Origin of the sequence: Globicatella sp. PHS-GS-PNBC-21-1553, assembly GCF_033564055.1 — a bacterium.
Classification (GTDB): Bacteria; Bacillota; Bacilli; order Lactobacillales; family Aerococcaceae; genus Globicatella; species Globicatella sulfidifaciens.
Genome location: NZ_CP085470.1, coordinates 1,461,424 through 1,487,979, shown reverse-complemented (window position 1 = coordinate 1,487,979; position 26,556 = coordinate 1,461,424). Strand labels below are relative to the sequence as shown.

Annotated in this window: 25 protein-coding genes and 4 pseudogenes; 6 read left to right on the top strand and 23 right to left on the bottom strand. The window is 36.2% G+C overall.

Features of this window, described 5'->3' with window-relative positions; all coding sequences use genetic code 11:
• Positions 1–157 precede the first annotated feature (157 nt).
• Positions 158–469 carry a methylated-DNA--[protein]-cysteine S-methyltransferase gene (locus tag LB888_RS07100; RefSeq protein ID WP_318752399.1) on the bottom strand — a complete coding sequence of 104 codons (312 nt, stop codon included), beginning with the start codon at positions 467–469 and terminating at the stop codon, positions 158–160.
• Positions 470–482: 13 nt separating this feature from the next.
• Positions 483–893: an OsmC family protein gene (locus tag LB888_RS07095; protein ID WP_318752398.1), complete on the bottom strand. Its 411-nt coding sequence runs from the start codon at positions 891–893 to the stop codon at positions 483–485.
• A gap of 153 nt (positions 894–1,046) precedes the next feature.
• On the opposite strand from LB888_RS07095, the gene LB888_RS07090 reads away from it, so the two are divergent.
• The gene (locus tag LB888_RS07090) at positions 1,047–2,084 is read left to right on the top strand and encodes an NADH:flavin oxidoreductase/NADH oxidase (RefSeq protein WP_318752397.1); all 1,038 of its coding nucleotides are present in this window, start codon (positions 1,047–1,049) and stop codon (positions 2,082–2,084) included.
• 355 nt (positions 2,085–2,439) lie between these two features.
• The gene (locus LB888_RS07085) at positions 2,440–3,096 is read left to right on the top strand and encodes a deoxynucleoside kinase (RefSeq protein ID WP_066127014.1); all 657 of its coding nucleotides are present in this window, start codon (positions 2,440–2,442) and stop codon (positions 3,094–3,096) included.
• Between the two features lie 694 nt (positions 3,097–3,790).
• Here the strand turns inward: LB888_RS07085 and LB888_RS07080 are convergent.
• Both LB888_RS07080 and LB888_RS07075 read right to left on the bottom strand, forming a co-directional pair.
• Complete coding sequence (locus tag LB888_RS07080; protein WP_318752396.1) at positions 3,791–4,708, bottom strand: peptidoglycan-binding protein LysM; 918 nt, start codon at positions 4,706–4,708, stop codon at positions 3,791–3,793.
• Positions 4,692–5,096 (bottom strand): LysM domain-containing protein, encoded by a 405-nt coding sequence (locus LB888_RS07075; protein WP_318752395.1) that lies wholly within the window; start codon positions 5,094–5,096, stop codon positions 4,692–4,694. The genes LB888_RS07080 and LB888_RS07075 overlap by 17 nt, the downstream gene beginning before the upstream one ends.
• Before the next feature lie 421 nt (positions 5,097–5,517).
• On the opposite strand from LB888_RS07075, the gene LB888_RS12200 reads away from it, so the two are divergent.
• Positions 5,518–5,664: a DUF6095 family protein gene (locus LB888_RS12200; protein WP_412928329.1), complete on the top strand. Its 147-nt coding sequence runs from the start codon at positions 5,518–5,520 to the stop codon at positions 5,662–5,664.
• 62 nt (positions 5,665–5,726) lie between these two features.
• On the opposite strand, the pseudogene LB888_RS07070 reads toward LB888_RS12200, so the two are convergent.
• From LB888_RS07070 to tpx, 15 genes and pseudogenes are all read right to left on the bottom strand, one after another.
• Positions 5,727–6,422, bottom strand: a pseudogene (locus LB888_RS07070) (LCP family protein); the annotation flags it as partial.
• Positions 6,423–6,641: 219 nt separating this feature from the next.
• Positions 6,642–7,757: pseudogene (glf, locus tag LB888_RS07065) on the bottom strand (UDP-galactopyranose mutase).
• A gap of 180 nt (positions 7,758–7,937) precedes the next feature.
• On the bottom strand, positions 7,938–9,125 hold the full coding sequence (locus tag LB888_RS12195) for a peptidoglycan amidohydrolase family protein (RefSeq protein ID WP_412928328.1): 1,188 nt from the start codon (positions 9,123–9,125) through the stop codon (positions 7,938–7,940).
• 158 nt (positions 9,126–9,283) lie between these two features.
• A pseudogene (locus tag LB888_RS12190) lies at positions 9,284–9,899 on the bottom strand (LysM peptidoglycan-binding domain-containing protein); the annotation flags it as partial.
• 725 nt (positions 9,900–10,624) lie between these two features.
• A complete protein-coding gene (locus tag LB888_RS07055; protein ID WP_318752392.1) occupies positions 10,625–11,470 on the bottom strand; it encodes a patatin family protein in 846 nt (281 codons plus the stop codon).
• A 184-nt stretch (positions 11,471–11,654) separates the two neighbouring features.
• Positions 11,655–12,437, bottom strand: coding sequence for a glutathione-dependent disulfide-bond oxidoreductase (gene yghU, locus LB888_RS07050; protein WP_078755008.1), 783 nt, complete (start codon positions 12,435–12,437; stop codon positions 11,655–11,657).
• A gap of 87 nt (positions 12,438–12,524) precedes the next feature.
• Positions 12,525–13,031, bottom strand: coding sequence for a phosphatase PAP2 family protein (locus LB888_RS07045; protein WP_318752391.1), 507 nt, complete (start codon positions 13,029–13,031; stop codon positions 12,525–12,527).
• A gap of 411 nt (positions 13,032–13,442) precedes the next feature.
• Complete coding sequence (locus LB888_RS07040; RefSeq protein WP_318752390.1) at positions 13,443–14,153, bottom strand: hypothetical protein; 711 nt, start codon at positions 14,151–14,153, stop codon at positions 13,443–13,445.
• Positions 14,154–14,556: 403 nt separating this feature from the next.
• Complete coding sequence (locus LB888_RS07035) at positions 14,557–15,516, bottom strand: aldo/keto reductase (protein WP_318752389.1); 960 nt, start codon at positions 15,514–15,516, stop codon at positions 14,557–14,559.
• 87 nt (positions 15,517–15,603) lie between these two features.
• A complete protein-coding gene (locus tag LB888_RS07030; RefSeq protein ID WP_318752388.1) occupies positions 15,604–16,404 on the bottom strand; it encodes an ABC transporter permease in 801 nt (266 codons plus the stop codon).
• Complete coding sequence (locus LB888_RS07025; RefSeq protein ID WP_318752387.1) at positions 16,394–17,212, bottom strand: ABC transporter ATP-binding protein; 819 nt, start codon at positions 17,210–17,212, stop codon at positions 16,394–16,396. Before LB888_RS07025 ends, LB888_RS07030 begins: the two co-directional genes overlap by 11 nt.
• Before the next feature lie 294 nt (positions 17,213–17,506).
• A complete protein-coding gene (locus LB888_RS07020) occupies positions 17,507–18,073 on the bottom strand; it encodes an HD domain-containing protein (protein ID WP_318752386.1) in 567 nt (188 codons plus the stop codon).
• A gap of 181 nt (positions 18,074–18,254) precedes the next feature.
• Positions 18,255–19,001, bottom strand: a complete 747-nt coding sequence (locus LB888_RS07015; RefSeq protein ID WP_318752385.1) for a YitT family protein — start codon at positions 18,999–19,001, stop codon at positions 18,255–18,257.
• 860 nt (positions 19,002–19,861) lie between these two features.
• Complete coding sequence (locus LB888_RS07010; protein WP_318752384.1) at positions 19,862–20,761, bottom strand: alpha/beta hydrolase; 900 nt, start codon at positions 20,759–20,761, stop codon at positions 19,862–19,864.
• A gap of 10 nt (positions 20,762–20,771) precedes the next feature.
• Positions 20,772–21,265, bottom strand: a pseudogene (tpx, locus tag LB888_RS07005) (thiol peroxidase).
• Positions 21,266–21,343: 78 nt separating this feature from the next.
• On the opposite strand from tpx, the gene LB888_RS07000 reads away from it, so the two are divergent.
• From LB888_RS07000 to LB888_RS06990, 3 genes are all read left to right on the top strand, one after another.
• The gene (locus LB888_RS07000; protein WP_318752383.1) at positions 21,344–21,505 is read left to right on the top strand and encodes a hypothetical protein; all 162 of its coding nucleotides are present in this window, start codon (positions 21,344–21,346) and stop codon (positions 21,503–21,505) included.
• 113 nt (positions 21,506–21,618) lie between these two features.
• The gene (locus LB888_RS06995) at positions 21,619–22,029 is read left to right on the top strand and encodes an MATE family efflux transporter (protein WP_276933209.1); all 411 of its coding nucleotides are present in this window, start codon (positions 21,619–21,621) and stop codon (positions 22,027–22,029) included.
• Complete coding sequence (locus LB888_RS06990) at positions 22,026–22,958, top strand: MATE family efflux transporter (RefSeq protein ID WP_318752382.1); 933 nt, start codon at positions 22,026–22,028, stop codon at positions 22,956–22,958. Before LB888_RS06995 ends, LB888_RS06990 begins: the two co-directional genes overlap by 4 nt.
• A gap of 115 nt (positions 22,959–23,073) precedes the next feature.
• Here LB888_RS06990 and LB888_RS06985 read toward each other — a convergent pair whose 3' ends face one another.
• The 4 genes from LB888_RS06985 to LB888_RS06970 form a co-directional block, all read right to left on the bottom strand.
• Positions 23,074–23,829 (bottom strand): thermonuclease family protein, encoded by a 756-nt coding sequence (locus LB888_RS06985; protein WP_318752381.1) that lies wholly within the window; start codon positions 23,827–23,829, stop codon positions 23,074–23,076.
• A 167-nt stretch (positions 23,830–23,996) separates the two neighbouring features.
• Positions 23,997–24,194 (bottom strand): PTS ascorbate transporter subunit IIC, encoded by a 198-nt coding sequence (locus LB888_RS06980; RefSeq protein WP_078755021.1) that lies wholly within the window; start codon positions 24,192–24,194, stop codon positions 23,997–23,999.
• On the bottom strand, positions 24,194–25,264 hold the full coding sequence (locus LB888_RS06975; protein ID WP_318752380.1) for an SPFH domain-containing protein: 1,071 nt from the start codon (positions 25,262–25,264) through the stop codon (positions 24,194–24,196). Before LB888_RS06975 ends, LB888_RS06980 begins: the two co-directional genes overlap by 1 nt.
• A 264-nt stretch (positions 25,265–25,528) precedes the next feature.
• Positions 25,529–26,248 (bottom strand): TIGR02206 family membrane protein, encoded by a 720-nt coding sequence (locus tag LB888_RS06970; protein ID WP_318752379.1) that lies wholly within the window; start codon positions 26,246–26,248, stop codon positions 25,529–25,531.
• Between the last annotated feature and the right edge of the window lie 308 nt (positions 26,249–26,556).

Genomic DNA, 26,556 nt, shown 5'->3' with positions numbered 1-26,556 from the left:
CTATGGACTGAAACCATTAAATTGATAGCATCGAAAACGATTAGCTGTCATATTTACAGTAAGATGACAGCATACAAAAAGTTTGTCACCCCATCCTAGTAGAAGAATGAATTAATTGAATTCATCCCAATATCTAGACTGTTCGTAACAAACAAGATTATATTTTCCATTGATGTGCTTTGAAATCAACATGACTCGCATCTTTAAAGGCAACACCTTCATCTAACAATAATTCTTTCTGTTCAACAAAATGCGGGGCTAATCTTCCGGCTGCATTTACCACACGATGACAAGGGTATTCTCCATAAATATCTGCTTGACTCAATATCTTCCCCACCAGTCGGGCATTTTTAGGGCGATTGATTAGTTGGGCGATTTGTCCGTAAGAAGCCACTTTGCCTTTGGGGATTTCTGACACGACCGATAACACTTCGTAAATTAATTCTTCAGATAAAACTTTGGCTGACATTTTATAGTACCTATCATCCGATTAATTCAACCGTGACATTTTCACTACCTTTTAACAGTTTCGCTACCGGACAACGTCTTAAACTAGTTTCTAATATTGATTCTGCTTCCGCTTTTTCTAGATGTGGCATTGCTACTTTTACCACGACAAAAAATTGATATCCTAGTTCATCTTGCGCTAAATCGATCTCTGCTTTCACTACCGCTTGATGGTCATACCCACGACGTTTTTCTTCTGCTTCAATGGTTGCATTTAAACAGGTAGTTAACGCTAGACCTAACAATTGTTCAGGATTGGTACCTGGCACATTTTTAGTCGGACTAGACACTTGTACTTTTAAGCCATCCGCTTCATTGACATAAGCAACGCCTTCAATCCCATCTTCGTTAATAACTTCAGTATGATACAGTGATTTATATTCCATTAAAATCCCTTCTTTCGTGATTTAGTTTAACACAGTTTAAGGGATTGCTGAATTAATTTTGCTTGAAAATGTTTAATATTCAAATACAAGCAATAATATTGTCTAATGGTACACTTATAACTTATACTGATAAATGAAAAGGAGGCTTATGCCATGTCAAAATTACTATCTCCCGCTAAAATCGGTGGGCTCGAATTATCTAACCGCGTCATCATGCCGCCCATGTGTATGTATGAAGCACATAATCAAGACGGAAAACCGACACCCTTCCATTTTGCCCATTACGGAATGCGTGCCATTAGTAAAATGGGCTTAATTATTCAAGAAGCAACTGCCATTGAGCCTGATGGTCGTATCACCAATCAAGATTTAGGTTTATGGAATGATGAACAAATGGAAGCAATGAAAAAATTGGTTGAGTCTGTCCATTATTTAGGTTCAAAAATGGGGATTCAAATTTCCCATGCCGGGCGTAAAGCAAGTGATGCCCAAGCACCACTAAGTCCTAGTGGCATTCCTTATGGCGAGCCCTATAATCCGCCAGTTGAAATGACTTTAGAACAAATTCAAGCAACGATTGATGGCTTTGTAGCTTCCAGTATCCGTTCTGAAAAAGCCGGTTATGATATGATTGAAATTCATGCAGCTCATGGCTATTTAATCAGCCAATTTTTATCACCATTAGCTAATCAACGGAATGACCAATATGGTGGCAGCTTAGAAAACCGTTATCGTATTTTAAGCGAAATTATCGACGGCATTAAAGCTCAAGTTGCTCTACCAATTTGGGTACGTATCTCGGCCGATGCATATGATGAAACAGGCCAACAAAATACAATTGAAGATTGGCAACAAATGGCTCGTTGGATGGAAGAACAGGGTGTTGTAGCTATCGATGTCTCCACTGGTGGCATCTTAAGTAAAAAACCTAATATTCCCGTTCATGCTGGTTTCCAAACACCTTATGCAACTAGAATTAAAGAAGCTGTTGCGATTGATGTAATTACCGTTGGCTTAATCGATGATCCAGGATTGGCTGAATTTATCTTACAAACCAATCAAGCCGATGCCGTGATGATTGGTCGTGCTATCTTACGAAACACCAACTGGTTAAACGATGCTGCCGTATCCCTACATGACCATGAGTTTAAACCATATAATAATTCTTATCTGAGAGGACAGAAGGGGTAATTAATGCTTTAATAAAAATTATTGTTGATAGATTAGAGCATAAAACTTTTTAGTTTGCACCATCATATAAAGAGGTGCATCAATTGACTTCCTTCCTAGTTATCTGATAACTTCTTTATTTCTACCAGAACTAAAAATAATGGGAATCATAAAACAACCTGTTCCTGACCATTTCAAGCCTATTGTTAGTGATGATGGTAGTGGATTTGAAACATTCTTATTTTCGGTGTACTAAGATATTTTCATTTACGTTTAATATACTTTAAAAAGAATTCAAAAATAATACTTTAACGTCTTTGGTTTTATGTTATAATCAATGAGTTGAAATTTTGTTAAATCATTTGAGGAGTTGGTTATGATAATAGTCATTGGTGGCATGATTGGCGCTGGTAAGACAAGCGTGGCCAAAGTTATTGGAGAGCAGTTAGATTCTGAAGTCTTTTATGAAAATGTCGAGAATAATGATATTTTGCCATTATTTTATACAGCTAGCCCGGAAGAACAGGATGCAAAACGTTATCCTTTCTTATTACAGTTAGAGTTTTTAAGTAGTCGTTATCAAGATATTAAACGTGCATTCCATAATCGTCATAATGTCTTAGACCGTTCAATTTATGAAGATTGGTATTTCTGTAAAGTTAATAATGATTTAGGTCGTATTTCTGATATGGAATTTAAAATATATGAAAAATTATTAAATAATATGATGGAAGAGTTAGAATCCTTACCACAAAAAGCACCAGATTTAATGGTCTACTTACACGGTTCATTTGAAACCATTATGGAACGCATTGGGCTTCGTGGACGAGAATTTGAACAAGATGAAAGTTTGCGTCATTACTATTATACTTTGTGGTCAGGTTATGATGCTTGGGTTAAAAATCACTATCATGCCTCTCAAGTGCTAATGGTGGATATTGACCAATTAGATGTTGTGAACCGTCCTGAAGACATCCCTGTCCTAATGAAAATGGTCAAAGACAAATTAAATACTTTAGATAATGAGGCTTAATTCATTGACTTATATGAAATGATCTATGCCTTACTCAATAATTGCTAGGAGACTTTCAGTCTTTTAAATATTTCAAGAGCGAGTAATAAGTAAAAATCAATTTACTTATTGCCCGCTCTTTTTTCACAATCTTTTTCCTAAAACAAACTATTTTACATTATAAAATAACATTACAATCTAAAAGGTTACACAATATTTTTGACACTACCAAAAGATACTCATAATTTCGATGTTGTATTAAAAAGTGTCAGAAAATTGTTAAAATTTAGATTACATAGCCGATAAATTGACACTGAAACTTATGGGGAAGTTTATTTTAGAAGTGATAATTGGACGAAAGGATAATTTAAAAACTCGGGGAGCGTAACATTTTTTTAATACTATTTGGCTTTGAAATTTTATAGGAGTATTAGGTTGTACTATTGTTTACTAACGGTGCATGAAGTTTAACTCCAAATGACAGCATTAGCGAATCGTTTAACAACACACTTTATTTAGCGTTAATATTTCTGCACAATGAAAAAGAGACTAAGGAAAAACAATAGACGTTTTCCTTAATCTCTCTTAAAATATTCAACCAGCATCGAACCCTTTAACTTTTAGTTCTAGCGGAAGTTTTAAGTGATTAACTGAAAAATGATAATCCCCTTTAAAACTCAAGTGTTTGAAGTAGAACCATCATCTTGATTATTTTTTAAGGGTAGAATGAAACGTGTACATGGTCCATATGGTTAGCGGTGATACTACCACGGTCTTCCATCATTTGCCAAGACATATTCCAATCTCCATAAATTTGTTGTTTCCAAATGACATATGAAATCTTACTTGATCCAATTTGATTAATCGCATATTGAGCTATCTCATCTCCTAATGCTGAACCAACTGGCACTATAAAGTCGACTGCTAATCCTTGACCATGATCTCCAGCATCACCTGGACGGTATGTACTAAATGAGGTAATGCCATAAGCATTCGCGACTTCATTTTTAAATTGCGCTACATGAGCTTGTAAGCCGTCATTGGTTGGATCATAGATTGGCGCTTCCGTTTCCTCTGGCACCCATTCTACTGTTGTTTCCTCTATGATTGGGACTTCAGTTTCTTCAGGTACCCATTCAACAGTTGTCTCTTCCACAATTGGTGCTTCGGTTTCTTCTACTATTTCTGCGGTTGTTTCTTCCACAATGGGCGCTTCGGTTTCTTCTACCACTTCTGCGGTTGTTTCTTCTACAACAGGTGCTTCGGTTTCTTCTACCATTTCGGCAGTTGTTTCTTCCACAACAGGTGCTTCGGTTTCTTCTACCATTTCGGCAGTTGTTTCTTCCACAACAGGTGCTTCGGTTTCTTCTACCACTTCGGCAGTTGTTTCCGCTTCGGTTGTTTCAGTTACCCACTCTGCTACCGTTGTTGCTTCAGTAGTAGTTTCAACTGGAGCTGCTGAAGGTTCTACTGCCGTCGTTTCTGTAACTGGGGCTTCAGTTTCCTCAACTTCTGTAGATTCTGCTTCAGTTGTTTCAGGAATCCACTCTTCAACTGGCTCCGTCACATAAACTGGCGCTGATGCCGTTTCGGCAATGTCTTCAGTCGCTGGTAATTCATACGTTTCTGTCATTAACGACTAATTCATTTTCAGCTAAATTTATCTCTGCTTCATTTTCAGAATCAGGCGTCTCGATTAAGACGGTTTCGGCGTTTTGATTGTCATCATAAGTAGTTGTTAAAACCGTGCTAGGATAAATTAAATCTAAATCCGCAATCGCGTTAATGCTTCCTAATACCTCTACATCAATCTCTAATGCTTCAGCGATGACTCCTAGAGTATCACCATATTGGATAGTATAGACCGTTTGATTATCTTCGTTAATTTTTAATGCTGCTTTAACTTGTTCAATTGTACGTGGTTGCCATTCTTCGGCCAACACATGATTAGCCATTGTTGAAATTGGCGTTGTCATTAAAGCAAAAGCTGTCGCAAGTAAAATTCGCTTTTGTAATTTCATTTATTCTCACCTTTTTCTTATCTCGCTAGATTGTATTCTAACATAACGTCCAAAAGAAAAAAGACCTTTTAAGCTTATTTAAATAAACTGTTCCCACATTGACACTTTCTTGTAACAGTATTTCAATTAGGTAAATATAAATAAAAATAAATATCATGTTCTCCTTGTTGAGGTGTAAAATCATAAACATTGGTATTGAGTCCGCCAAGTTCAATATGATTGGCTAAATAAAATTTACACGCAGCAAGATTATTATTAAGTTAGTACATATCAGTAGAATTGGTTGCATGACATTAAATTGTAATTGTGTGCATAAAAAAACCGACTTTTGCTACAATCATTCAAAGCAAAAATCGGTTAACGATTAGTTATTAATTTACTTCTAAATTGGATTTTAACGCTTCTTGAACGGTTGCTAATGATCCTTCGTCAATCATTTCATAATAGACGCCATCAATCATATCGCCTGTTCCTTGTAATGTCACTTCTTCTGATATTTTTCGCAATCTTATTCGCATTTAAAGCCAATGTTTGGATATCCTTAAATTGGATATTCGTTTCAACATAGTCTTCCATTACAGCCATTAATTCTGGTAAACTAGCGAAAGAATTAATATTAACCACCTTATCAGCTACTGCTTCAATTACTTGACGCGAACGTTGTTGACGACCGTAGTCACCTTCTTCAGTATAACGATTACGAACATATTGTAAAACTGTCGCACCATCCATATATTGGGAAACCCCTTGTTCAAAATAAGCCCCCTCTTGATTAAATGTTTCAGTCGGAACAATGGTTATACCGCCTAAGGCGTCTACAATTTGAACAAAGCTTCCCATATCAACTTTTACATAATAGTCAATTGGAATATCTAAAAAGTTTTGTACGGAGTTAATTGACATTGGGATGCCACCAAAAGCATAAGCATGGTTAATTTTATCTTGAGTGCCATAACCCACGATTTCAGTATAAGTATCACGAGGAATACTGGTCATAACAGTTTTATTGGTATTAGGGTTAATGGTTGCGACCATCATAATATCTGAACGCCCTACTTCGGTACGACCAAAATCGCCCGTATCAATCCCTAAAAATAAAATACTAATCGGATCTTCACCGACTTCAATTTCTTCTGTCGATTCACGTTTTTTAACAACATCTTTAACTACTGATTCCACGGCTTGTTTATTATATACCTTTTCAAATGATTTATTAAAGCGATAATAGGAATAGCCTAAAAAACCACCTACGACTAGTAAAGCCAGTAAAAATAATAAAGCAATGGCTTTTAAAATTGAATTGCCTTTTCTTCTTTTACGATGCATCGATCTACGTGACATCTTGTTTGACATTTTATTTCACCTTCAAATTTTCAATTTATGTTTCATTTTAGCTATTTTTTGCTTGAAATACAAGCTTTTTCTTTAATATATATTCTATACAACTACTCATTTAAAGTAAACATTTATTCTAATCCCTAAAGACTGTTCTATCACGATGAGTTCAGTCTTTAAGTTTATTAAAGTTTTAGCAAAGCATTTAGTTTAATCCTTAAATTCTTTTCTTACCGCATTCAATGCTTCATTAATGACCATATGCATATCATAATACTGATACATGCCTAATCGACCACCAAAGATTACTTTGGTCTGTGCTTGTGCCAGACGACGGTATTGTTTGAAGAGTTGCGTATTCTTTTCGTCATTAACAGGGTAATATGGCTCATCACCTAGTTCCCATTCTTTAGGATATTCTCTCGTGATGACTGTCTGTTCTTGCTTACCAAACTCAAAATGCTTATGTTCGATAATGCGTGTATAAGGAGTTTCACGGTCCGTGTAGTTAACGACCGCATTGCCTTGATAATTATCAGTATCTAACACTTCATGTTCAAACTGTAAAGATCGATATTCTAATACACCATACTGATAATCAAAGTATTGATCAATCATACCGGTATAGACTATTTTTGTAGCTTCCGCTTCAAACGCTTCTTTATTTTCGAAAAAGTCTGTATTTAAATGCACTTCAATATTCGGATGGTCTAACATTTTCTCTACAATTTGAGTATAACCACCTATCGGAATCCCTTGGTAAATATCATTAAAATAATTATTGTCATAGGTATAACGAACCGGTAGACGCTTAATGATGAAAGATGGCAAGTCCTTGGCATCACGGCCCCATTGCTTTTCCGTATAACCTTTAATTAATTTTTGATAGATATCCTTGCCTACTAAAGAAATCGCTTGAGTTTCCAGATTAGCTGGCTGTCTGCCGTGTTCTTGTTGGAATTCTTGAATTTGACGATCAATTTCTGCTTTTGCTTGGCTAGGAGTTATCACACCCCATAATTTATTGAAAGTATTCATATTAAAAGGTAGATTATAAATCTCACCTTTATAATTGGCTATCGGTGAGTTCACATAATGATTAAATTCAGCAAATTGATTAACATAATCCCATACTTCTTTGTTGTTAGTGTGGAAAATGTGGGCTCCATACTTATGCACTTGGATTCCAGCTATTTCTTCGGTATAGATATTACCTGCAATATGATTTCTTTTTTCAATTACCTTTACTTTTTAGCCACGTTTAGCAACTTCATAAGCAAAGACCGAGCCGAACAAACCCGATCCAACGACTAAATAATCAAACAAATTAAGGTACCTCCTTAGTTCTTTAAGGTTATTTTTATCCCTATCTATACTATCATAATTCCTCACAACATAAAAAGGCCTTAAGTCAGATATACTAGTTTGGGGCATAAAAAAGTGGGTATCGTATGAAAGTTTTTGGCATATTTCCTCTACGATTACCCACTGAATAATTTTTATTTTTTATTTCTGACGATAATTTTCATTTAAACGATACCAATATAATGGTCGAGAAGATGACCCTGTTCTGCCTTCAGTTTGACTACGTACAATACCGTCATAGAAATACTTATTATTATAAGTTGAGTGATAAATCTCTTTGTTATTAATTGCGACACCGGTATGTCCTGCAGCACCGGAAGAATTATATTTATAACCTGAAATAAAGATATCTCCTGCACGTACTTGGCTTTCCGGTATTGGTAATAATAACCCACCTTCCATTGCAAACATTGAATCCGTATTACCAATCCAAGTGTTACGATTTAGATAACCTGCATTAATTAAAGCGTAATACACTGCAGATGAACAGTCATAACTGTTTGGTCCATTACGGTCAGTCATTGAATAGAAAGTTTTATTTTCTCTTTCTTTAAACCAATCTAATACTTTTTGAACGCCTTCTGATGTAACTTTCTCAGACGCTTCATTAATCACTAGGTAATTTTTCGTTGCACGACCTAATTTAGCTGGATTACCGGCTTCTGGATCAGAAACAGCAATTTCTTGGTCTGCCAATAAATAATTACTAGTTAATAATGGATTCCATTGTTTTAATTGCGCTACTGTCACACCATAACGACTTGCAACCGTTGTTAGAGGCATTCTGTAACCTGTTTGATTCCAATAAGTCTTAATTAATGTTCCATCATAATCAGCATCAACTTCAACCACACGGTCTCCCGCTTTCTTTTGCGCTTCAGCAGCTAAACGTAATTTCTCATTTTCAGCGGCAATTTTTGCTTCTAACTCTGCTCTGGTTAAAGTAATACTGCTAGATGCTTTGCTTGGATCAGATACCTTAAGATTTTGTCCTGTACGAATCACCGTACTTGAAAGTTTATTCCAAGTCATAATTTGATTAACTGTAACGTTGTTTGCTTTAGCAATCTCATATAAAGTATCGCCGTATGAGACAGTATGTTTTTTCTCTTCGAAAGCTGGAATAGTCACTAATTCATCTTTCTTATCGTTTTCAACTGGTTTCGTTGGTTCAGTTGGTTTTTCCTCTGGTTTAGTTTCCGGCTTCGTTGGTTCAGTTGGTTTTTCCTCCGGTTTGGTCGTAGTCACTTTATTCACGATAATCTTTTGATTTGGGTGAATTAAACTACCTGAAATGTTATTCCACTGACGTAATTGAGCAACACTCACGCCATATTGTTGAGCAATTCTATTTAAAGTATCGCCTCGTTTAATAGTATAATGTGTTGTCTTCGTTTCTGGTTTTGTTTCTACTGGCTTTTCTTCAACTGGCTTCGTTGGTGTAGTCGGTTTCTCTTCCGGTTTAGTTGTTTCTACCGGTTGCGTTGTAGTCACTTTATTGACAATAATCTTTTGATTTGGATAGATTAAGTGACCTGAAATATTATTCCATTGACGTAATTGAGCAACGCTCACACCATGTTGAGCCGCAATTCTATTTAAAGTATCGCCTCGTTTAATAGTATAATTCGTTGTCTTCGTTACTGGTTTAGTTTCAACCGGTTTGGTCGTTTCCGCCGGCTTTTCTTCAACTGGCTTTGTTGGTGTAGTCGGTTTCTCTTCCGGCTTAGTCGTTTCTACCGGTTGCGTTGTTGTCACTTTATTGACAATAATCTTTTGATTTGGATAGATTAAGTGACCTGAAATATTATTCCATTGACGTAATTGAGCAACGCTCACACCATGTTGAGCCGCAATTCTATTTAAAGTATCGCCTCGTTTAATAGTATAATTCGTTGTCTTCGTTACTGGTTTAGTTTCAACCGGTTTGGTCGTTTCCGCCGGCTTTTCTTCAACTGGTTGTGTTGGTGTAGTTGGCTTGTCTACTGGTTGTGTTGACGGATTAGAAACGACTAATTTTTGATTGACTCTAATTAAATTACTCGTTAATTTATTCCAGTCCTTCAAGTTCGCTACACTTACCTTGTATTGATTCGCTATCTTCCATAATGTATCGCCTGAAACTGTTTGATATGTTTTGACTGTTGGCGAAACGGGCGATACAGTCGGTATGTTAAATTTGCGAACAACACTTTCTTCTGTTTTTTCTACTTGAACATCTTCTGCTTTAACCGATTCAGTCGTTGTTTCTTCTGTTACAACTTCCTCTGTTTCAGCGGGTAATGTTTCACCGCCAGACACTTCCACAGAAACTTCTGTCGACTCAACTTGCTCAGAATTCGCTTCAGTCGTTTCTGAAACTTCCACTGGCTCTGTCTCTTTCGCCGGTTCTGATTCTTGAACAGCTTCACTCTCTTCAACTATCGATACAGCTTCAACAGTTGGATCATTGTCTTCAACGACTTCTGCCTGATTGACGACAGTATCTCCGACTGCTTCAACGACAGTCTCTTCACTGACGGCCTCAACAACGACTTCATCATAATTAGTCGCTTCCTCAGCTTGTACTTGAGCACTTAATGCCATCGTTGCCAAAACAGATGCTGAAACGGCAATCCATTTACCTTTACTTTTCTTTAAAATTTTATTTCCCATTTTATTATTCGTCCCCCAAAATAAACACTAGCAACAAAACAATATACACCATCATTTTAGCATACTTAAAATATTTATGGTCGTTTACAATATTACAGTTTCATAACAAAAGACAGAGGGATATAAAAAAAGGACTTAGCATCTTTCTCGTCTAAGTCCTTTGGGGTTATAAATTAATTTTTAAATAAATATTGTTTCAACGATTCGCTTTTGGTGGTTGCATCGTTGACTCCTAATTGGTACATCGCTGTTAATGCTTGAGCATTTTTCTCTAACCGTCCAATCCGCATCTTTTTAGAAGGCTGGATTACAAAAACTTTGTCATCTTCTTCTAAATTATTTACTAACTCTAAACTCTGATTGTAATTCCTTGAGCGTTGTTTCCAAGTGGCCACAAAATTGGGATACCGACGATAAATCATTTCATATAATCGTGATGAAGTGGTTTCTTTGCGATAGCCCTTTGGTTGCGTTAAAACTACAATCACTTTGTCATACCCCATCGACAAAATCTTCTTAATGGGAATGGAATCAGCAATACCCCCATCTAAATAAGGCATACCATTAAGTTCAACGATTTGTGAGACTAATGGCATGGCAGATGAGGCACGCAGCACTTCCATTTGGTTTAAAGGATGCGTTATTTTAATATACTCCGCTTTACCAGAATAGAGATTAGTCACTGTCGCATAAAAATCAACACCGGATTGATAGAACGCTTTTTGATCAAAAGGATCCAAACGAAAGGGCACTTCATAATAGGCAAAATCTTTATTCACAATATTGCCAGTCTTTAATAAATTAGACAGCCCCATATATTGAGGGTGATTTAAATATTTTAAATTATAACGAAGAGTGCGTCCAATCTGATGAGATGGATAATTAACTCCAAACAAGGCGCCGGCTGAAACAGCCACTATACCATCGACTTTAATCTTTTGGCGCATCATCACATCTAAAACGCCAGCCGTATAGATGCCACGCATCGCACCACCTTCTAATAGTAATCCGACTTTCAATAAATTCTCCCCTCAACCTTTTGGTTATACCTTATTATCTCTATCCATACAATATTTTTTTCTGTCTTAATTCGTCATTTACCAGCACTCACTTTATGTGAAACTGGTATTTAACAGGCGCAATACGTTTATTGGCATTAATCTGCAATATTCTTTGAATCACAGTTCCAATATTACAATTCGCTTAAATATCCTTATACTCTACTGATAATGCTTTTTGTACAGCAGGTCTAGCTGCTATTCTTTCAGTCCAGTCTTTAACATTTTGATAGCTTTCCATATCTAAAAACTCATACGAACCATCATATAATTTATCTTGTGCTAAGCGTCCATACCATGACCAAATTATCATATCGGCTATGGTATATTCGTCACCGACCATATAAGCTTGTTGTGATAAATGTTGATCTAAGACATCCAATTGACGTTTTGTTTCCATCGTATAACGATTGATTGGATATTCTTGTGCAGTTGGTGCATAGTTATAAAAATGTCCGAAACCGCCACCTACAAAGGGTGCTGCTCCTGTTTGCCAAAATACCCAGTTCAAACATTCGGTTTTTTCCGCACGATTTTTAGGTAAGAAATGCCCGAATTTCTCAGCTAAGTATAATAAAATCGACCCAGATTCAAAAACACGAAGCGGTGTTGGTTCAGAATAATCTACCATGGCAGGAATTTTAGAATTAGGATTAATCTTGACAAAATCACTGCCAAATTGATCGCCTTTTCCAATATCAATTTTGAACAAATCATAATTAGCTTCCTCAATACCTAATGCTTTTAATTCTTCTAGCATAATCGCCACTTTAATTCCATTGGGTGTCCCTAATGAATAGACTTGTAAAGGAGCATCACCTTTAGGAAGTGTTTGTTCAAAACGAGCGCCAGCTGTTGGACGATTACCTGAACGATTGTCATTTTCATCTTCCCATTGCCATACTTTCGGTTTAATATAGTCCGTCATTTTGTTACCTCCATTATTAATTGTTATCTACAGTATAAGTCTTTTAACTTTTCACAACAAATAGAATGCTTTAAGCGCTATGGATTGTTAACCCAAAATAAACATCAAACTACCACATAATACGCCAATTAAGATGCCGACAATGACATCTTTAGGATAATGAACCCCAACTGCCACCCGACAAAAGGCTAATAAAAGGGTTAAAATTAAACAAACCAAACCCAATGATAGTTGCCATTTTAAAATACACATACTGATCATCGTGGATGAAAATACATGACGACTGGGGAATGACTCTCCAGTCTTGTCTCGCTTAAGTAAAGGTTGAATGGGCCACTCCTCATACGGTCTAGGGGCATTGATTACTTTTCTAAATAGGGACAACAAGACAAAACTAATGCCCGGCACAATCACCATCAGGCCCCACTCACTGATTGGTCTTTTGGTTAAATAAAAATACAATAATAAAGCTGGGTAAAGAATATACATAAAGGTCGTAATGGATTGATTTAAAAATAAAACCACTTGTTTTAATAGTGGATGAGTATTAAAAAAGCTGGCTATTCGCTGATAAAATGTCAAATAATTATTCATGATGCGCTCCTTATTAAGGTTATTTGCTTCTATTATAACTAATTCTAAACAAGATACGAATAATTTCTAATTTGTAATTAACAAAAATCAATCATCGTCTCCTTATTTAAAACAAATATTAACGAGTTGTAAATCAATAGAGACTACGATTGACTATGATAATCCCAACTTTTTTTATACTTACAATAAAAAAGAATGGACAAGAAGTAGAAAATTGAATGATTTCCACTTTTTTTGCCCACCTTCTCTAAGACGTCACTCAACTCATGCACTGACAATAAACGATCAATCAATTGATTGCAGTTATCAAATCTCGGTTGAGCCTTCACAATTTTACAGTTTATAATTATTTGGCTATTCTACGAAATGCGCCAATTCTTGGCATTTTAATATCATAATTGAGCCCCATTATCAGATTGGTCGCCCAGATTCCAAAAAGAATACTAAGATTGGTCCCACACAAGTCGTAATAATTAAAACAGCGGTAGAGTCAATCATATTGCCAAGACTTCGTTCAAATTTAGCCATTAAATCGGTCGCTGCGGTAGTCATTTGTTCAAATAGATTTTTATCTTGAGTGGCTTCTTTATTTACCGACTCAGCTTGTTCAAATGTTTGTTCAATTGATGATTGATAATTTTCTTCTATTTTATTTGAAATCCCCACACTAGCTGGGATAATGGTAAAAATCATAATCCCCATTAAGAAAACTCGCATACCTAAGCGTTTCAAACGGTCGCTTTTTATCGCGAGATTGAGAAGCAATGCACCACAAGCTAAGGGGATTAACCATTGCAACGCCACTAAAGGTGTCACCGATAAGAAATATTTTTGCAGCCAAATCCCCGCAAAAACAATTAATAAATAATCGGCAATATCGGCAATGTTTTGTGCGACTGGTCCACCAACATCACCAGGGATTAGCGTAATCGCAGTGGAGGTCGTACCCGCTAAAGCAGTTAGAGCTACTACTGTTTCTTTCTTTTCATCTAAGGTCTCAATCGTCTGTGTATTAACATTGGTTACCCAATCGGTATCGGCTGAAAAATAACTGGTAGTACCAATGGCAATGAATAAAATAGCTAATAACAAATTTTTAACATTAAAAATTGATTGATTCATTTTCTCACCTCTTAAATTAGATAATAAGGGGTGGGCAAGAAGTAGAAAATCGGTTGATTTTCGCTTCGTCTGTCCACCCCAAACCGTTGGGAGTGAATTGATATAGAAGATCAGTTGATTTCCGCTTCATCTGTCCACTCTCCGAACAATCAAGTTGGTCTCAAACTAGATATTAAGACGGAGCTGGAGAACACTCAACTTACGCGCTATAAAATAATAAGATGGCACCAAACTCAATTTATCAAGTTTTGCCCACTCTCACTAAGCCCATTTTATCGAACAAAAAAACTCAATACATCAGACTTACGACCTAATTTGCTTGTCTGAAATATTGAGCTTGTTTTTTGATAGTGCAAGCTTTTGACAATTGCTAATAAAGCACTTCTCTTCCGACAGCAAGTAACTAACGTGCGCCCATAATTTTATGAGGAATATAAGGTTCTTCTAAATATAATAAATCTTCTTCGCTTAATGTTACTTTTAAAGCCCCGACCGCATCGTCAATATGGCTCGTTTTGGTAGTTCCAATAACCGGCGATAACACCCCTCTAGCCCATTGCCAAGCTAAAGCAATCTGTTGCATTTTGACGCCATATTTTTCTGCAATCTCATGAACTCTTTTTACAATTTCATAATCTTGTGCTTCAGTCGAATCATATTTACGAACTGCAGTCGTATCCGTTTTACTTCTTAAAGTATCTGTATGCCAATCTAAACGCGTTAAACGTCCGGCCGCTAAGGGACTATATGGTGTTAATGATACATTAAATTGCTGACAAACCGGAATTAGCTCGCGTTCATCTTCACGATAGATTAAATTATAATGATTTTGCATCGATTGAAAGGGTGCCCAACCATTATCTTTCGCAATGTTTTGTAAATTATGAAATTGATAACCATACATCGCTGACGCACCCAGTGCACGCACTTTACCGTCTACTACTAATTGATTCAAAGCTTCCATCGTTTCTTCCATGGGCGTCTCATAATCGAATCGGTGAATAATATACAAATCTAAGTAGTCGGTGCTTAATCGTTTTAACGTTCCTTCAATTTCACGATTGATGGCTGCTCGTGATAATTTACCTGGATTAAAATAAACTTTAGATGCCAGAATCACGTCATCACGTTTTAAATTACGTTTTACAATATTCCCAACATATTCTTCACTCGTACCCTGGGAGTATCGATTAGCGGTGTCAAAGAAATTAATTCCTTGTTCAAAAGCATGTAACATAATCTTTTCGCTTTCAGGCTCTTCTAACGTCCATTCATGCATCGTACCTGGCTTACCAAAACTCATACAACCTAAACAAATCTTTGAAACTTCAATATCGGTATTACCTAATTTTCCGTATTCCATATTCACCCTCCATTTTAATCAAATTCTCATAATGATATTATAAAGGATAGTAGAATGTTTCTCCATTAATATGCGTCAACCCATGGATTAGATATATAAATTCTTCTCTTTAAATATTTTTACAGCTAGAGTAAATAATAGAAATGCGATAACCAAAGCCACTAACACTAAGATATATGCCATCGGCTCTCCAGCTAATAGTCCTTCACCGTTAAATAAACTAAACACTGTAAAATATTTTAAAAAAACAACTTTGTCGTCAATATTAGAAATCATTTTAAAAACAAACATGACGATAGGAATGGTCATACCAACTGCCAAACTTAAGCGAGCTTCGGAAAAATAAGTGGAGGCTAAAAAGCTAATGCTCGCAATTAATACCCACAAGCAATAAAGTCCAAAATTTAGTTTTAATAAGGAAACTAAATCGGCTTCGGTTGGAAACATCACCCGAATTGTTAAATATTGAATCATTGTCACATAAACAAATAATCCAAACAATGAACTTAACAAGACTGCAATTTGTGTCAGTATAACTTTTGTTCGTTTATTATGTCCGGTTAACAACACTACCATTGATCCACGATCAACATAACGTGCCACCAAGCCATGGGCGCGATTCAGTATGAAAATCATCGGAAAAATCATTAAAATAAAACCGTACAAATATGAAACTAAAAAGCCTAACAAGCTAGTGCTACCTGCTTTAAATCCGACCGCCGCCATTAAGCCTGGCATTGTTTTAAAAAATTGATCCATCATTTTCATCATGTTCGGATTATACATTCCGATAATAATGGTGACATACATGGTTAAAATTAAGCAAATTCCAATAAATAACCACCGACTAGACTTTAATTCTTTAACAAATAATGTACTATTCATCATCGTCACCTCCATAATAATGTAAGAAGATAGACTCTAGGCTAGCTGTCTTAGACACTTTCACTTGATTCCCTATTTGTTCGCCATGATAGTCCTTTGCAAAAGCTAATGCTTCCGCTTCTGTTGGTAAAGTGACTTGATAAGTACGTATATGCTGCGCTCTTAGGTTTTCAATATTGTCTTTAGCGACAATATGACCGGCACGAATAATCGCAACTTGATGACAAGTTCTTTCTACTTCTTCAAATAAATGACTTGAAATTAGTAGCGTCTTGCCTTTCTTTTGTTCTTGTTGAACTAAGTCGACAAAGCGATTTTGCATCAAGGGATCTAACCCACTGGTTGGTTCATCTAAAATCAATACTTGTGGATCATGCATAAACGCCGATACTAATCCTAGCTTTTGCTTAGTCCCTTTACTCATCTTTTTGATAACTGTTTTAGTATCTAACTCAAAACGATCGATTAATTCTTTTTGTAAGGTCACGTTTTTAAGGCCACGATATTTTTGAATGAATTTTAAAAATTCCGTGCCTGTCATTTCATCAAAAAAGGCTATTTCACCTGGAACATATCCTAGATAATCCTGAATCTCATCCGCTTGATACCAAGTATCTTTGCCTAAAATCTGTGTCGTACCACTGTGTGGACGAATATAGCCCAATAAATGACGGATGGTGGTCGTTTTTCCGGCGCCATTTGGTCCTAAAAACCCAAAACTTTCTCCTTCTTTTACCTGAATATCAATATCAAAAATGCCACTCGTCTCACTGAATTTGTGAGTCAAATGATCGATGTCAATTACTTTCATGACAACCCCTCCAATATTGAGTATAAGATAACTCTATTATATAGTGAAAACGGATAACTTTATAGCATAATTTTGCAAGAATATTGATTTACACAAATAAATTTCAGCAAGCAAAATGTAAAAAATCGGAGAAAATTCTATTCGTTTATACGCCCCCAAGGGTTAATTGAGAACCCACTAAAACAATTAAATAAAATCATAAATGGCACCATGCGCTTGAATAGTTTTTCAATGAAAATTATTGTAATGGGATAGTATCCTATATAATTTTCGAATGGCACTTTTCAGTGATGCTTATTCTGAACTTAACTTCAGTTTCTCAACCGTATCCTGATGAATTAGCTCCCTTAAGTGTGTTAAGTATGACGAAAAACTTACTCGGTCATTGGCATAAACCAAATTAAATTCCTTTTCATGTTCAGTCCAAGTAGTTAAATCAGACAAATTATGTTGAATCAAAGCTTCTAAACTATCAATAGCTTTATAAACCTTGGCTTCCAATGTCTCTTTCGCTTCCATTTCATTATAAAGTGCCCACATTTCCGTTTGATACGGTTCCGGAATTGTTGCAATCCATTGATGCAACAACTTTTCTTCAGATTCGCGATCTTGATCATTCTTTTCAAATGCCGGAATATCTCCTGTAAAACATTCACCTAAATCATGAATAATGATCATTAACATCACTTTTTGAAAGTCAACTTCGGGAAACTCATCTCTTAAAAAGAAAGCCATTAACGACATCATCCAGGTATGTTCCGCCACGCTCTCATGTCGCCCCTTAGAGGTATAACAATGGCGCGTCGTATCTTTTAAGCACTCAGCAACTGATAGAATTTCTAAAAACTTTCTTGCATCCATCTCATCCACTCCTTATGAATTACTTTTATTCTAACATAAAGACGCAATAAAACAGGACACAAATTAGATTCCGTCCAAATGACATACACAGGTTACATAAACACGCCACAAAAATTTTGAGCCTTTTTCAAAAAATAAAAAAAGCGTAAAACCACCAAAAAGTGATTTTACGCTATACTTTTTATGCTTGTTTAACACGACTTACTTCTACTTTCACCGTTGGAATTTCTACTTCAAATTGACCGATGATAAAGGATGAAATAAAGGTCGTTAATAGTGAAATTAAACCATTAACCATTGGCATATATAAGATAACCGACAATGTTAAAACCAATATATCGGCTAAGAAATAAGCTTTTCCTAATGAAATTGGCGTACGATTCGACACAATTAAGGCATAACAGTCATCGCCCCCTGCTACACACCCGCGTGATACTACCAGTCCACAACCAATTCCCAATAATAAACCGCCAAGAATGGCAGCCACTACCGGAAAATGTTCTAATGACGGCAACACTGGCCCGACTGCTTCCACTAAGGAATACATTAGGACATACATAAGTGTTGAAAAGATGGCTTTTTTAAAGAAACCTTCTTTTAATAAGAAGACACCCAAACCATATAATAAAATATCAATCGGCAGATTAATAATGCCGGGACTCAAATGAGTTAATTTTGATAGGACAATTGATAAGCCAATAACGCCCCCTTCGGTTATTTTAGCTGGAATATGAATATTGACAATCGCAAAACTCATAATCAAGTTTCCTAGCAAAATCATCCCAATATCACCCCAGGATAATTCTAACCATGCTACTAATCGCTTCAAAGTAAATGAATAGCTACGATGAGCCAGCTTTAAGCTTTGATTTGACAATGCTTGGATCTTGGTAAACAACGACTTATTTTTTCTTACTACTATTTTCATCTTTCCCTCTTTTTGTCTTATGACACAGAGGTTTGCATTTTTAGCCAAAAAAAGACTGCCTTGGCCGGAACACAAACTCCGTGCTGTACAATCTGATGGTTGTTGATGCTTTTTTTGTTTGAAAATTCTTTCTTGTAAGAACTCTGATTCATACAACTTCTTCAAATAGGTCCCACATCAGGCACCCTTCTACTTCGAAATTGCTGCTATCAGATAAGAACTACCATAACGTACAAGACTCTTTTTTATAGTGAGAATTATGGTAACCACCTGAGAATAGTTTCTCATCGTGATTCCATCATAGCACAATCCAAAGCTGCTTGACAAGTTATTTACAAAACATTTACAATACTCGCTTATGGTTTTCATGAAAAAATTGGAAAGGAGGCGAAGTCAAAATCACCAGACCTAGACTGCTATCGTCCTTTCCAATGTAAGAAAAATAAGACCCCCAACTAATATAAGATATTACTTACTAAAATCATCACGATTAAAGCAACTAAATGACAGCCTCCTACAATAAATACTTGATGGATAAAACCATCCTTAATGGTGGTGCCGGCTAAGTTATTAGCAGGTTGGCGCTTATAATTAACATATCATAAGCTAACTGAATTTATCGAGTTAATGCCTACTCTCTCAAACTTAATATTCGTTGCATTTAAGAGAAATCCTGTTCTTATTTTTTCAAGACAGCGGGTCTTATCGACCTTTGAAGCGACTCGCTCATTTTTTAGCACAGTGAATGATTACGAGCCGAAATAGGCAATATTATTGATACATCCTGCTCTTGCCAATCATCACCTGGAAACCCAGACGCGGTATCCATATCACATACTACTGTTTATCTACCGCACTTTTTAGATTGTTTGTAAAAAGTCCTCGATTAATTTCGTATAGGCTTTGATGCCAATCGTTTGTCTGGAACCGGCATGAGTTGCTCGGTCAATGAGGTGAACCACACTTTTGCCATGATTAGCCGCAGCTAAATGCTCACTATGTTCTGGCAAGATAAAGGTATCATTTTTACCGTGAATAAACATGATTGGTACTTCATTTTCTCTTAAAGCATCTACTGCACTGGTAGCTTTCATATCGAAACCTTGTGTTAATTTCATCATAAAACTGACTCCATAAATTAACGGCCCCACTTTATATTGACGGTATAAACTCGCAATCAACTCATATAAATTAGTAAACCCACAATCGGCCACCACAAATTGAATTTTAGGTCGATACGCTAAGACATTTAAGGAAATCGAGCTGCCCATCGATTCACCATGTAAGCCTAAATAAATATTATCGCCATAGCGCTGATAGGTATCTTCAATCAATGCCAGTAAATCTTTAGCCTCAAAATTCCCTAACGAAACAGGCGTTTTTTCATTGTCACCATGTCCGCGTATATCATAAATAATGACATTAAATCCTTGTGAACGGTATGCATCTAAATACTTTACCGCACCGTAGCGATTCGCTGTATAACCATGAGAAATAATCACATATTTATCCGACGGCATTGCCGCTTTCACTAAGACGACATGTAATGGATAATCTTGATACCCGTTAACCGTATAGGCCGTTTTATCATAATTATCAAAATTCCCCCACAAATGATGTTCCTTTTCCCAAGCCATTTCTTTTTCTAATGATGAGACTTTAGGTTGTGCAATATTTTTTGAAAAATGGAGCGAAATGATCCCATAGGCTATAATGAATAATACTAAAAAGACAATCACAATCCAAAAAAGCCACTCCATAAAATCCTCCTTAAGCTAATTCTTTAACAGCGTTGATAGCTGCCTCGTAATCAGGATGGCTATTAACATTATCTAAATACTCAACATAAGTAATTTCATTCTGTTCATTAGCTACAATAACCGCACGTGCTAATAAATGCCACTCTTCCATCAAAACACCATACGCTTTTCCGAATGATTGATCATAATAATCAGATAATAACAAAGCATTCTCAATGCCTGAAGCACCACACCAACGTTTTTGAGCAAAAGGCAAATCACAAGAAACCGTTAGCACCACTGTATTTTCCATATCAGATAAGGATTGGTTAAACTGTCTAGTTTGGGCATCACAAATCCCCGTATCGACCGAAGGAACAATACTTAAAACTTTTTCTTACCTTCAAAGTCAGCTAGAGATTGCTTTACTAGATCAGGATTTACAAGTGTAAAATTGGGTAACTGTTCTCCTACCTTTAATTGTTTACCGATGATGGTGACGAATTCACCTTTAAATGTTGTCATGTTAAGACCCCTACCTTTATTTCATTTTTCAGTAGCCTTATCATATCACAAAATAAGCTGATTCAATAACGATGTGTTTTGAAAGAAAATAAGGCTGGGCAAAAACTTTTTAAATTCTGTTCATGCATATCTATTTTATTCAAAGCGCAGTGGTTGAGTGACCTCAAACTGCGTCTTAAAGACTTGTTTGCGGCCTACTCAACTGTGCGGGGGTGGGCAGACGAAGCGAAAATTATTTAATTTTCTACTTCTTGCCCACTCCCAAGTTTATAGGCTAAAAGACTAGATAATTATTGCGTAAAGTACTATCATATTACTAGTAGTTTAGTAACTGAAAAAATAGAAAGGATATTATGAAAGATAAAGCCTATTATAAAACAGCCATTTCAATGGCTTGGCCTTCTGTGTTAGAAAGCTTCTTTATTTCATTGGCAGCGATGATCGATACGATGATGGTCGGTGAATTAGGAAGTTTTGCGATTGCAGCAGTCGGCTTAACAACACAACCAAAACTAATTGGATTAACCGTCTTTTTTGCTATAAACATCGCCGTATCATCATTAGTTGCAAGGAGACGTGGACAAGAAGATAAACGTGGGGCCAATGAGGTTTTCTTGACAGCATTATTTTTAACAGTAGTGGCTAGTTTAATCATTACCGCTATTTTCTTATATTTTGCTGATGATATTATGCATTTGACTGGAAGCAATCACGAAACCCACCAACCCTCTGTCAATTATTTACGGATTATTATGGGGGGATGATCTTTAATGTCATCGCCATGGTGATTAACGCCGCTCAACGCGGAAGTGGCAATACCCGAATTGCCTTCTTTACCAATGTCACCTCATCCATCGTTAATATTATTTTCAACTATTTACTAATTAATGGTAAATTGGGATTCCCCGCTTTAGGGATTGAAGGGGCCGCCATCGCCACCGTATTAGGTACCTTTGTGGCCATGTTGATGAGCATTCGCTCACTCTATAGTCCCGATAGTTTAATCCAAATTAAATATATTTTAAAATATAAAGTCAAAATGCAAATGAAGACTGTTAAAATGATTTTTGGCTTAGGCTCTAATATGGCAGTTGAAAATCTGATGATGCGTATTGGGTTTGTAGCCACCGCGGTCACAGCCGCAAAACTTGGCACAAATGCCTTTGCCATTCACAATGCCGGTATGAATTTACTGAGTCTTGGCTTTTCATTCGGAGATGGGATGCAAGTAGCTGCCGTTGCCTTAGCCGGTAGAGCTTTAGGTCGTCAAGACCATGATGAAGCCATTAAATTCGGTCATATTTGTCAACGGATTGGTTTAGTCATGTCACTGATACTATCATTATTCTTATTTGCTTTTGGTAAAAATTTAATGGGTCTCTATTTTAATGAAGCCTCCCTCATTGATGAAGGGGCTATTATCACCCGCTTTGTCATGATTATTGTGCTATTACAAATCTCCCAACTTGTTTATGGCGGATGCTTAAGGGCAGGAGGCGACGTTCGCTATACCCTTATTGCCGGCATTATATCGGTTACCATTATCCGTACAAGCGTTACAGTAATATTAGTTAATATCTTCAATTTGGGTCTTTACGGTATCTGGATTGGGATTTTATCCGACCAATTCTCGCGTTTTATTTTATTACGTCATCGCTTCAAACAAGGTAATTGGACTCGGATTGAAATCTAGTCTATTTATATAGCAAAATAAGTATCCTCAAACGTTGAGTCACACCAGATTACAGCTTCGTATTATCTTGGTATAGCTCAAACGAGAGGATACTTTTTATTTAAATACACGATGATTACTGAGGAACCTCGCAACCAACCCCGTCTTTATCACCATCAAATTGGGGTCGAAATCCAGGATCGCCCTCCCTAATCGGTGCCTTACCGGCTTGCCAAACTTCCTTACAGTTTCGATAATAAACTTCTTCCGCTTCATTGACAGAACCAGCTGAATGGTTGGCTTGAAGTTCATATTCAGCTTTGTTAATAAACTCCAAATCTCCATCTACCCACACCCTTAAGCCTTCATATTTGGCTTTTTCTTGCGCTTCATAAATGGCTTTGACATATTGACTATTAGGTAAATATTGATGGATGTATCGTGCAATAGCATAACCTTCTCTAATTAGAATTTCTGATAAGAGATGCCCATCAACCCAAACATGCACTAAATCACGTTGATATTTATCCTTTTTGGGACCTTCATATTCAATTTGAATTAATTCAGCTTCTTCAAATATTTGATTGACTCGCTTACGCGCCGCCTTACTATATGGTACGCCTCCTCTAATTTCAGGAGCATCCATTAATAAAAATCTTGCTTTAATACTTGGCTCCGTCGCACGATTCAAAATAAAATCTGCAGTATCCCCATCGTACACTTTAAAATCTTTAACGGTAATTAATTGATCCGGGCTAGCAGTCGTTTCCGCTAAAGTGTTATAGCCTAAAGCGGCCTCAGTGACTTCTGCTTTAATTACTGGAGGATGAAACATTAGTAGCAGTAACAGTCCTAATAAACAACCGATATAACGATGTTTATCTTGTCTCATATGTCTCTCCTCCAATCCTTCTATTCATCCTATTATAACAAATTTTGCGTCCTTTAACTGATTTATTTTTTGGCTATTATTAAATAAAAAACAATGCACATAAAATATATATAAATCCTTGAACAACAGACTTGCGTCCATTATTCAAGGATATCCTTTTAAACAGATTACTCGATATCAAGTTCAATGCCTTCATCTAAAGTTTCTGAGACATACTTGCCATCTTTTTTCCGTTGCTTTACACACTCCGTTAGGAGGTATTCAATTTGTCCATTAATTGAACGGAAATCATCTTCCGCCCAAGCCGCTATCTGTTCATAGAGCTTTGCAGAAACTCTAAGCGGGATTTGTTTTTTGGCACCCACTAATAAAGACTACCTGAGTTAACAATTGGTGAAACTTCACTGTTGCCGCATAAGACTACTAGTAAGTTCGACACCATTGCTGCTTTTCTTTCTTCATCCAATTCGACGACATTGTTTTCTTGAAGTTTATCTAAAGCCATTTCGACCATTCCTACCGCACCATCTACAATCATCGCTCGTGCATCAATTAAGGCAGAAGCTTGTTGTCTTTGTAACATCGCGGCTGCGATCTCAGGCGCATAAGATAGATGGGTAATTCGCGCTTCAATAATTTCAAGACCTGCAAATTCAACGCGTCTTTGGATTTCATCTTTAATACGACTTGCTACAACTTCACTTGAGCCACGTAATGAACCATCATCCGGTTCACCGTCTCCAGTCGTATCGATTTCAAAGTTTGGATTCACATCATAAGGGTATTGACGAATAATGTTTCGTAAGGCTGAGTCTGTTTGAAGTGATAAATATTCTTTAAAGTTATCAACATTAAAGACCGCTTTGGCTGTGTCGTTCACTTTCCACATGACCGCAATCCCAATTTCCACTGGATTCCCTAAATAGTCATTAATTTTTTGCTTGCTATTGTTCAAAGTCATGACTTTTAAGGAAATCTTTTTGTTTCCTAAGTCAACACTAACCCCTTCACTACCCGTCTTCAAAATGGAGCGATTTTCTTCTTTAACGTCGCCACTTTGACTTAATTTGGTATTGGCTGCTGGGTTGAACGATTGAGAGAATGGATTAACAAAGTAAAATCCTTCGCCTTTAAGTGTCCCAATATATTTACCAAATAATGTCAGCACTAATGATTCTTGAGGTTTCAATACTTTTAGCCCCAATAGCATAATCCATCCAAGCGCCCAGTATAAGATACTGATCACTAATAAAGCGATATTCAGCGCATTGCCATCTCCTTTATCAAGAACATTAACATTCACGATAAATAAAACAATCGAAACTAGTAGTAAAGCAAAATACAACCCTAGCACTAAGAAACCTTTATTTTTGCCTTTTAATTGAATTTCTTCAACGTTATCGCTCTGGCTGAGCTTTTTCTCAACTGTATTCATACGCTTTCCTCCCAAATCTATTTGATATCATTATGATATCAATAAAAATCTTCTTTGACAATCCCTAGAAGTTAATATTTGATTAAGAATCTGCCAATTAATATGAAAGTTTTAAGCTCTTTAAAATTCGAAATGGTATACATGGAATACAAAGAGAGCGATTAGACTGGCACCATGCTTACCTTGGAATTAAGCAAAAAACACCCTGCCGATTATACTCGATAAGGTGTAAGAACAGGAAGTGGATTTTCAAACAGAAATTACTTAAGGTTGATTGATTGACTGATATTGCTTAGAGGTAAACTCACGCTCTGTTAAATATTCACTCAAACTATAATAACAAACCTCCGCCACTGAGAATAATGCAAAAGTCACAATCGCACAAATGGCTAAATACAAACTATCTGGCAATCCATTTAAAAAAGCAAATGGTCGCATCACTAAATAAAAATAATTGCCATTAACCAATGGATTAATAAAATAAACAGTCATCATATAAACCATCAAAAAAATAAAAGGTAATTGCTTATCCGATTTTTGAATCCTAAAATCATAGGCTATCATCGCAAAGAATGGCAATAGCAGTGTAATGGTATGATTCACCAAAAAACTCACGCCTAATGGATGAGTAATCCCTTGAACACGGCTCGGATAGAGAAAACTTAATAAAGCAAAAAAACCAGTAAAAGATAAAATCTTAATGACCTGCTTATTTTTTGTCGCTAAATAAATAATCCCTAAAATACTATTGATCCGGCTGATATGTAATGGCATTGACTCCGATAAATCAAATTTAAAGAAAAGTAAGTAAGAACCATATAATATACATTGTTGTATTAAACTAATAATTAAAACAATCAAACTAATTTGATCACGGTATTTGCGCACAAATTTAATATTTGAAAACAGTAAAATCCCTATCACGATGACAATGCCAATATATAATAAGTGGTTTGGACCAAACGGTTGGATAAACTCGGTCATCTTATCCTCCTCTAATCATTCTAGTATAATTTTTCAACATTATTATAGCAAAAAGAGGCTGGGCAAAAACTTTTTAAATTCTGTTCAGGCATATCTATTTAATTCAAAGCGCAGTGGTTGAGTGGTCTCAAATGGCGTCTAAACGACTTGTTTGAGACCTACTCAACTGTGCGGGGGTGGGCAGACGAAGCGAAAATTATTTAATTTTCTACTTCTTGCCCACTCCCTCTCTCTGATTTACTTAATATTAACATGATTATTACAATCGCAATTGGAAAAACTACGATTTGACTGATTAATGTGTTATT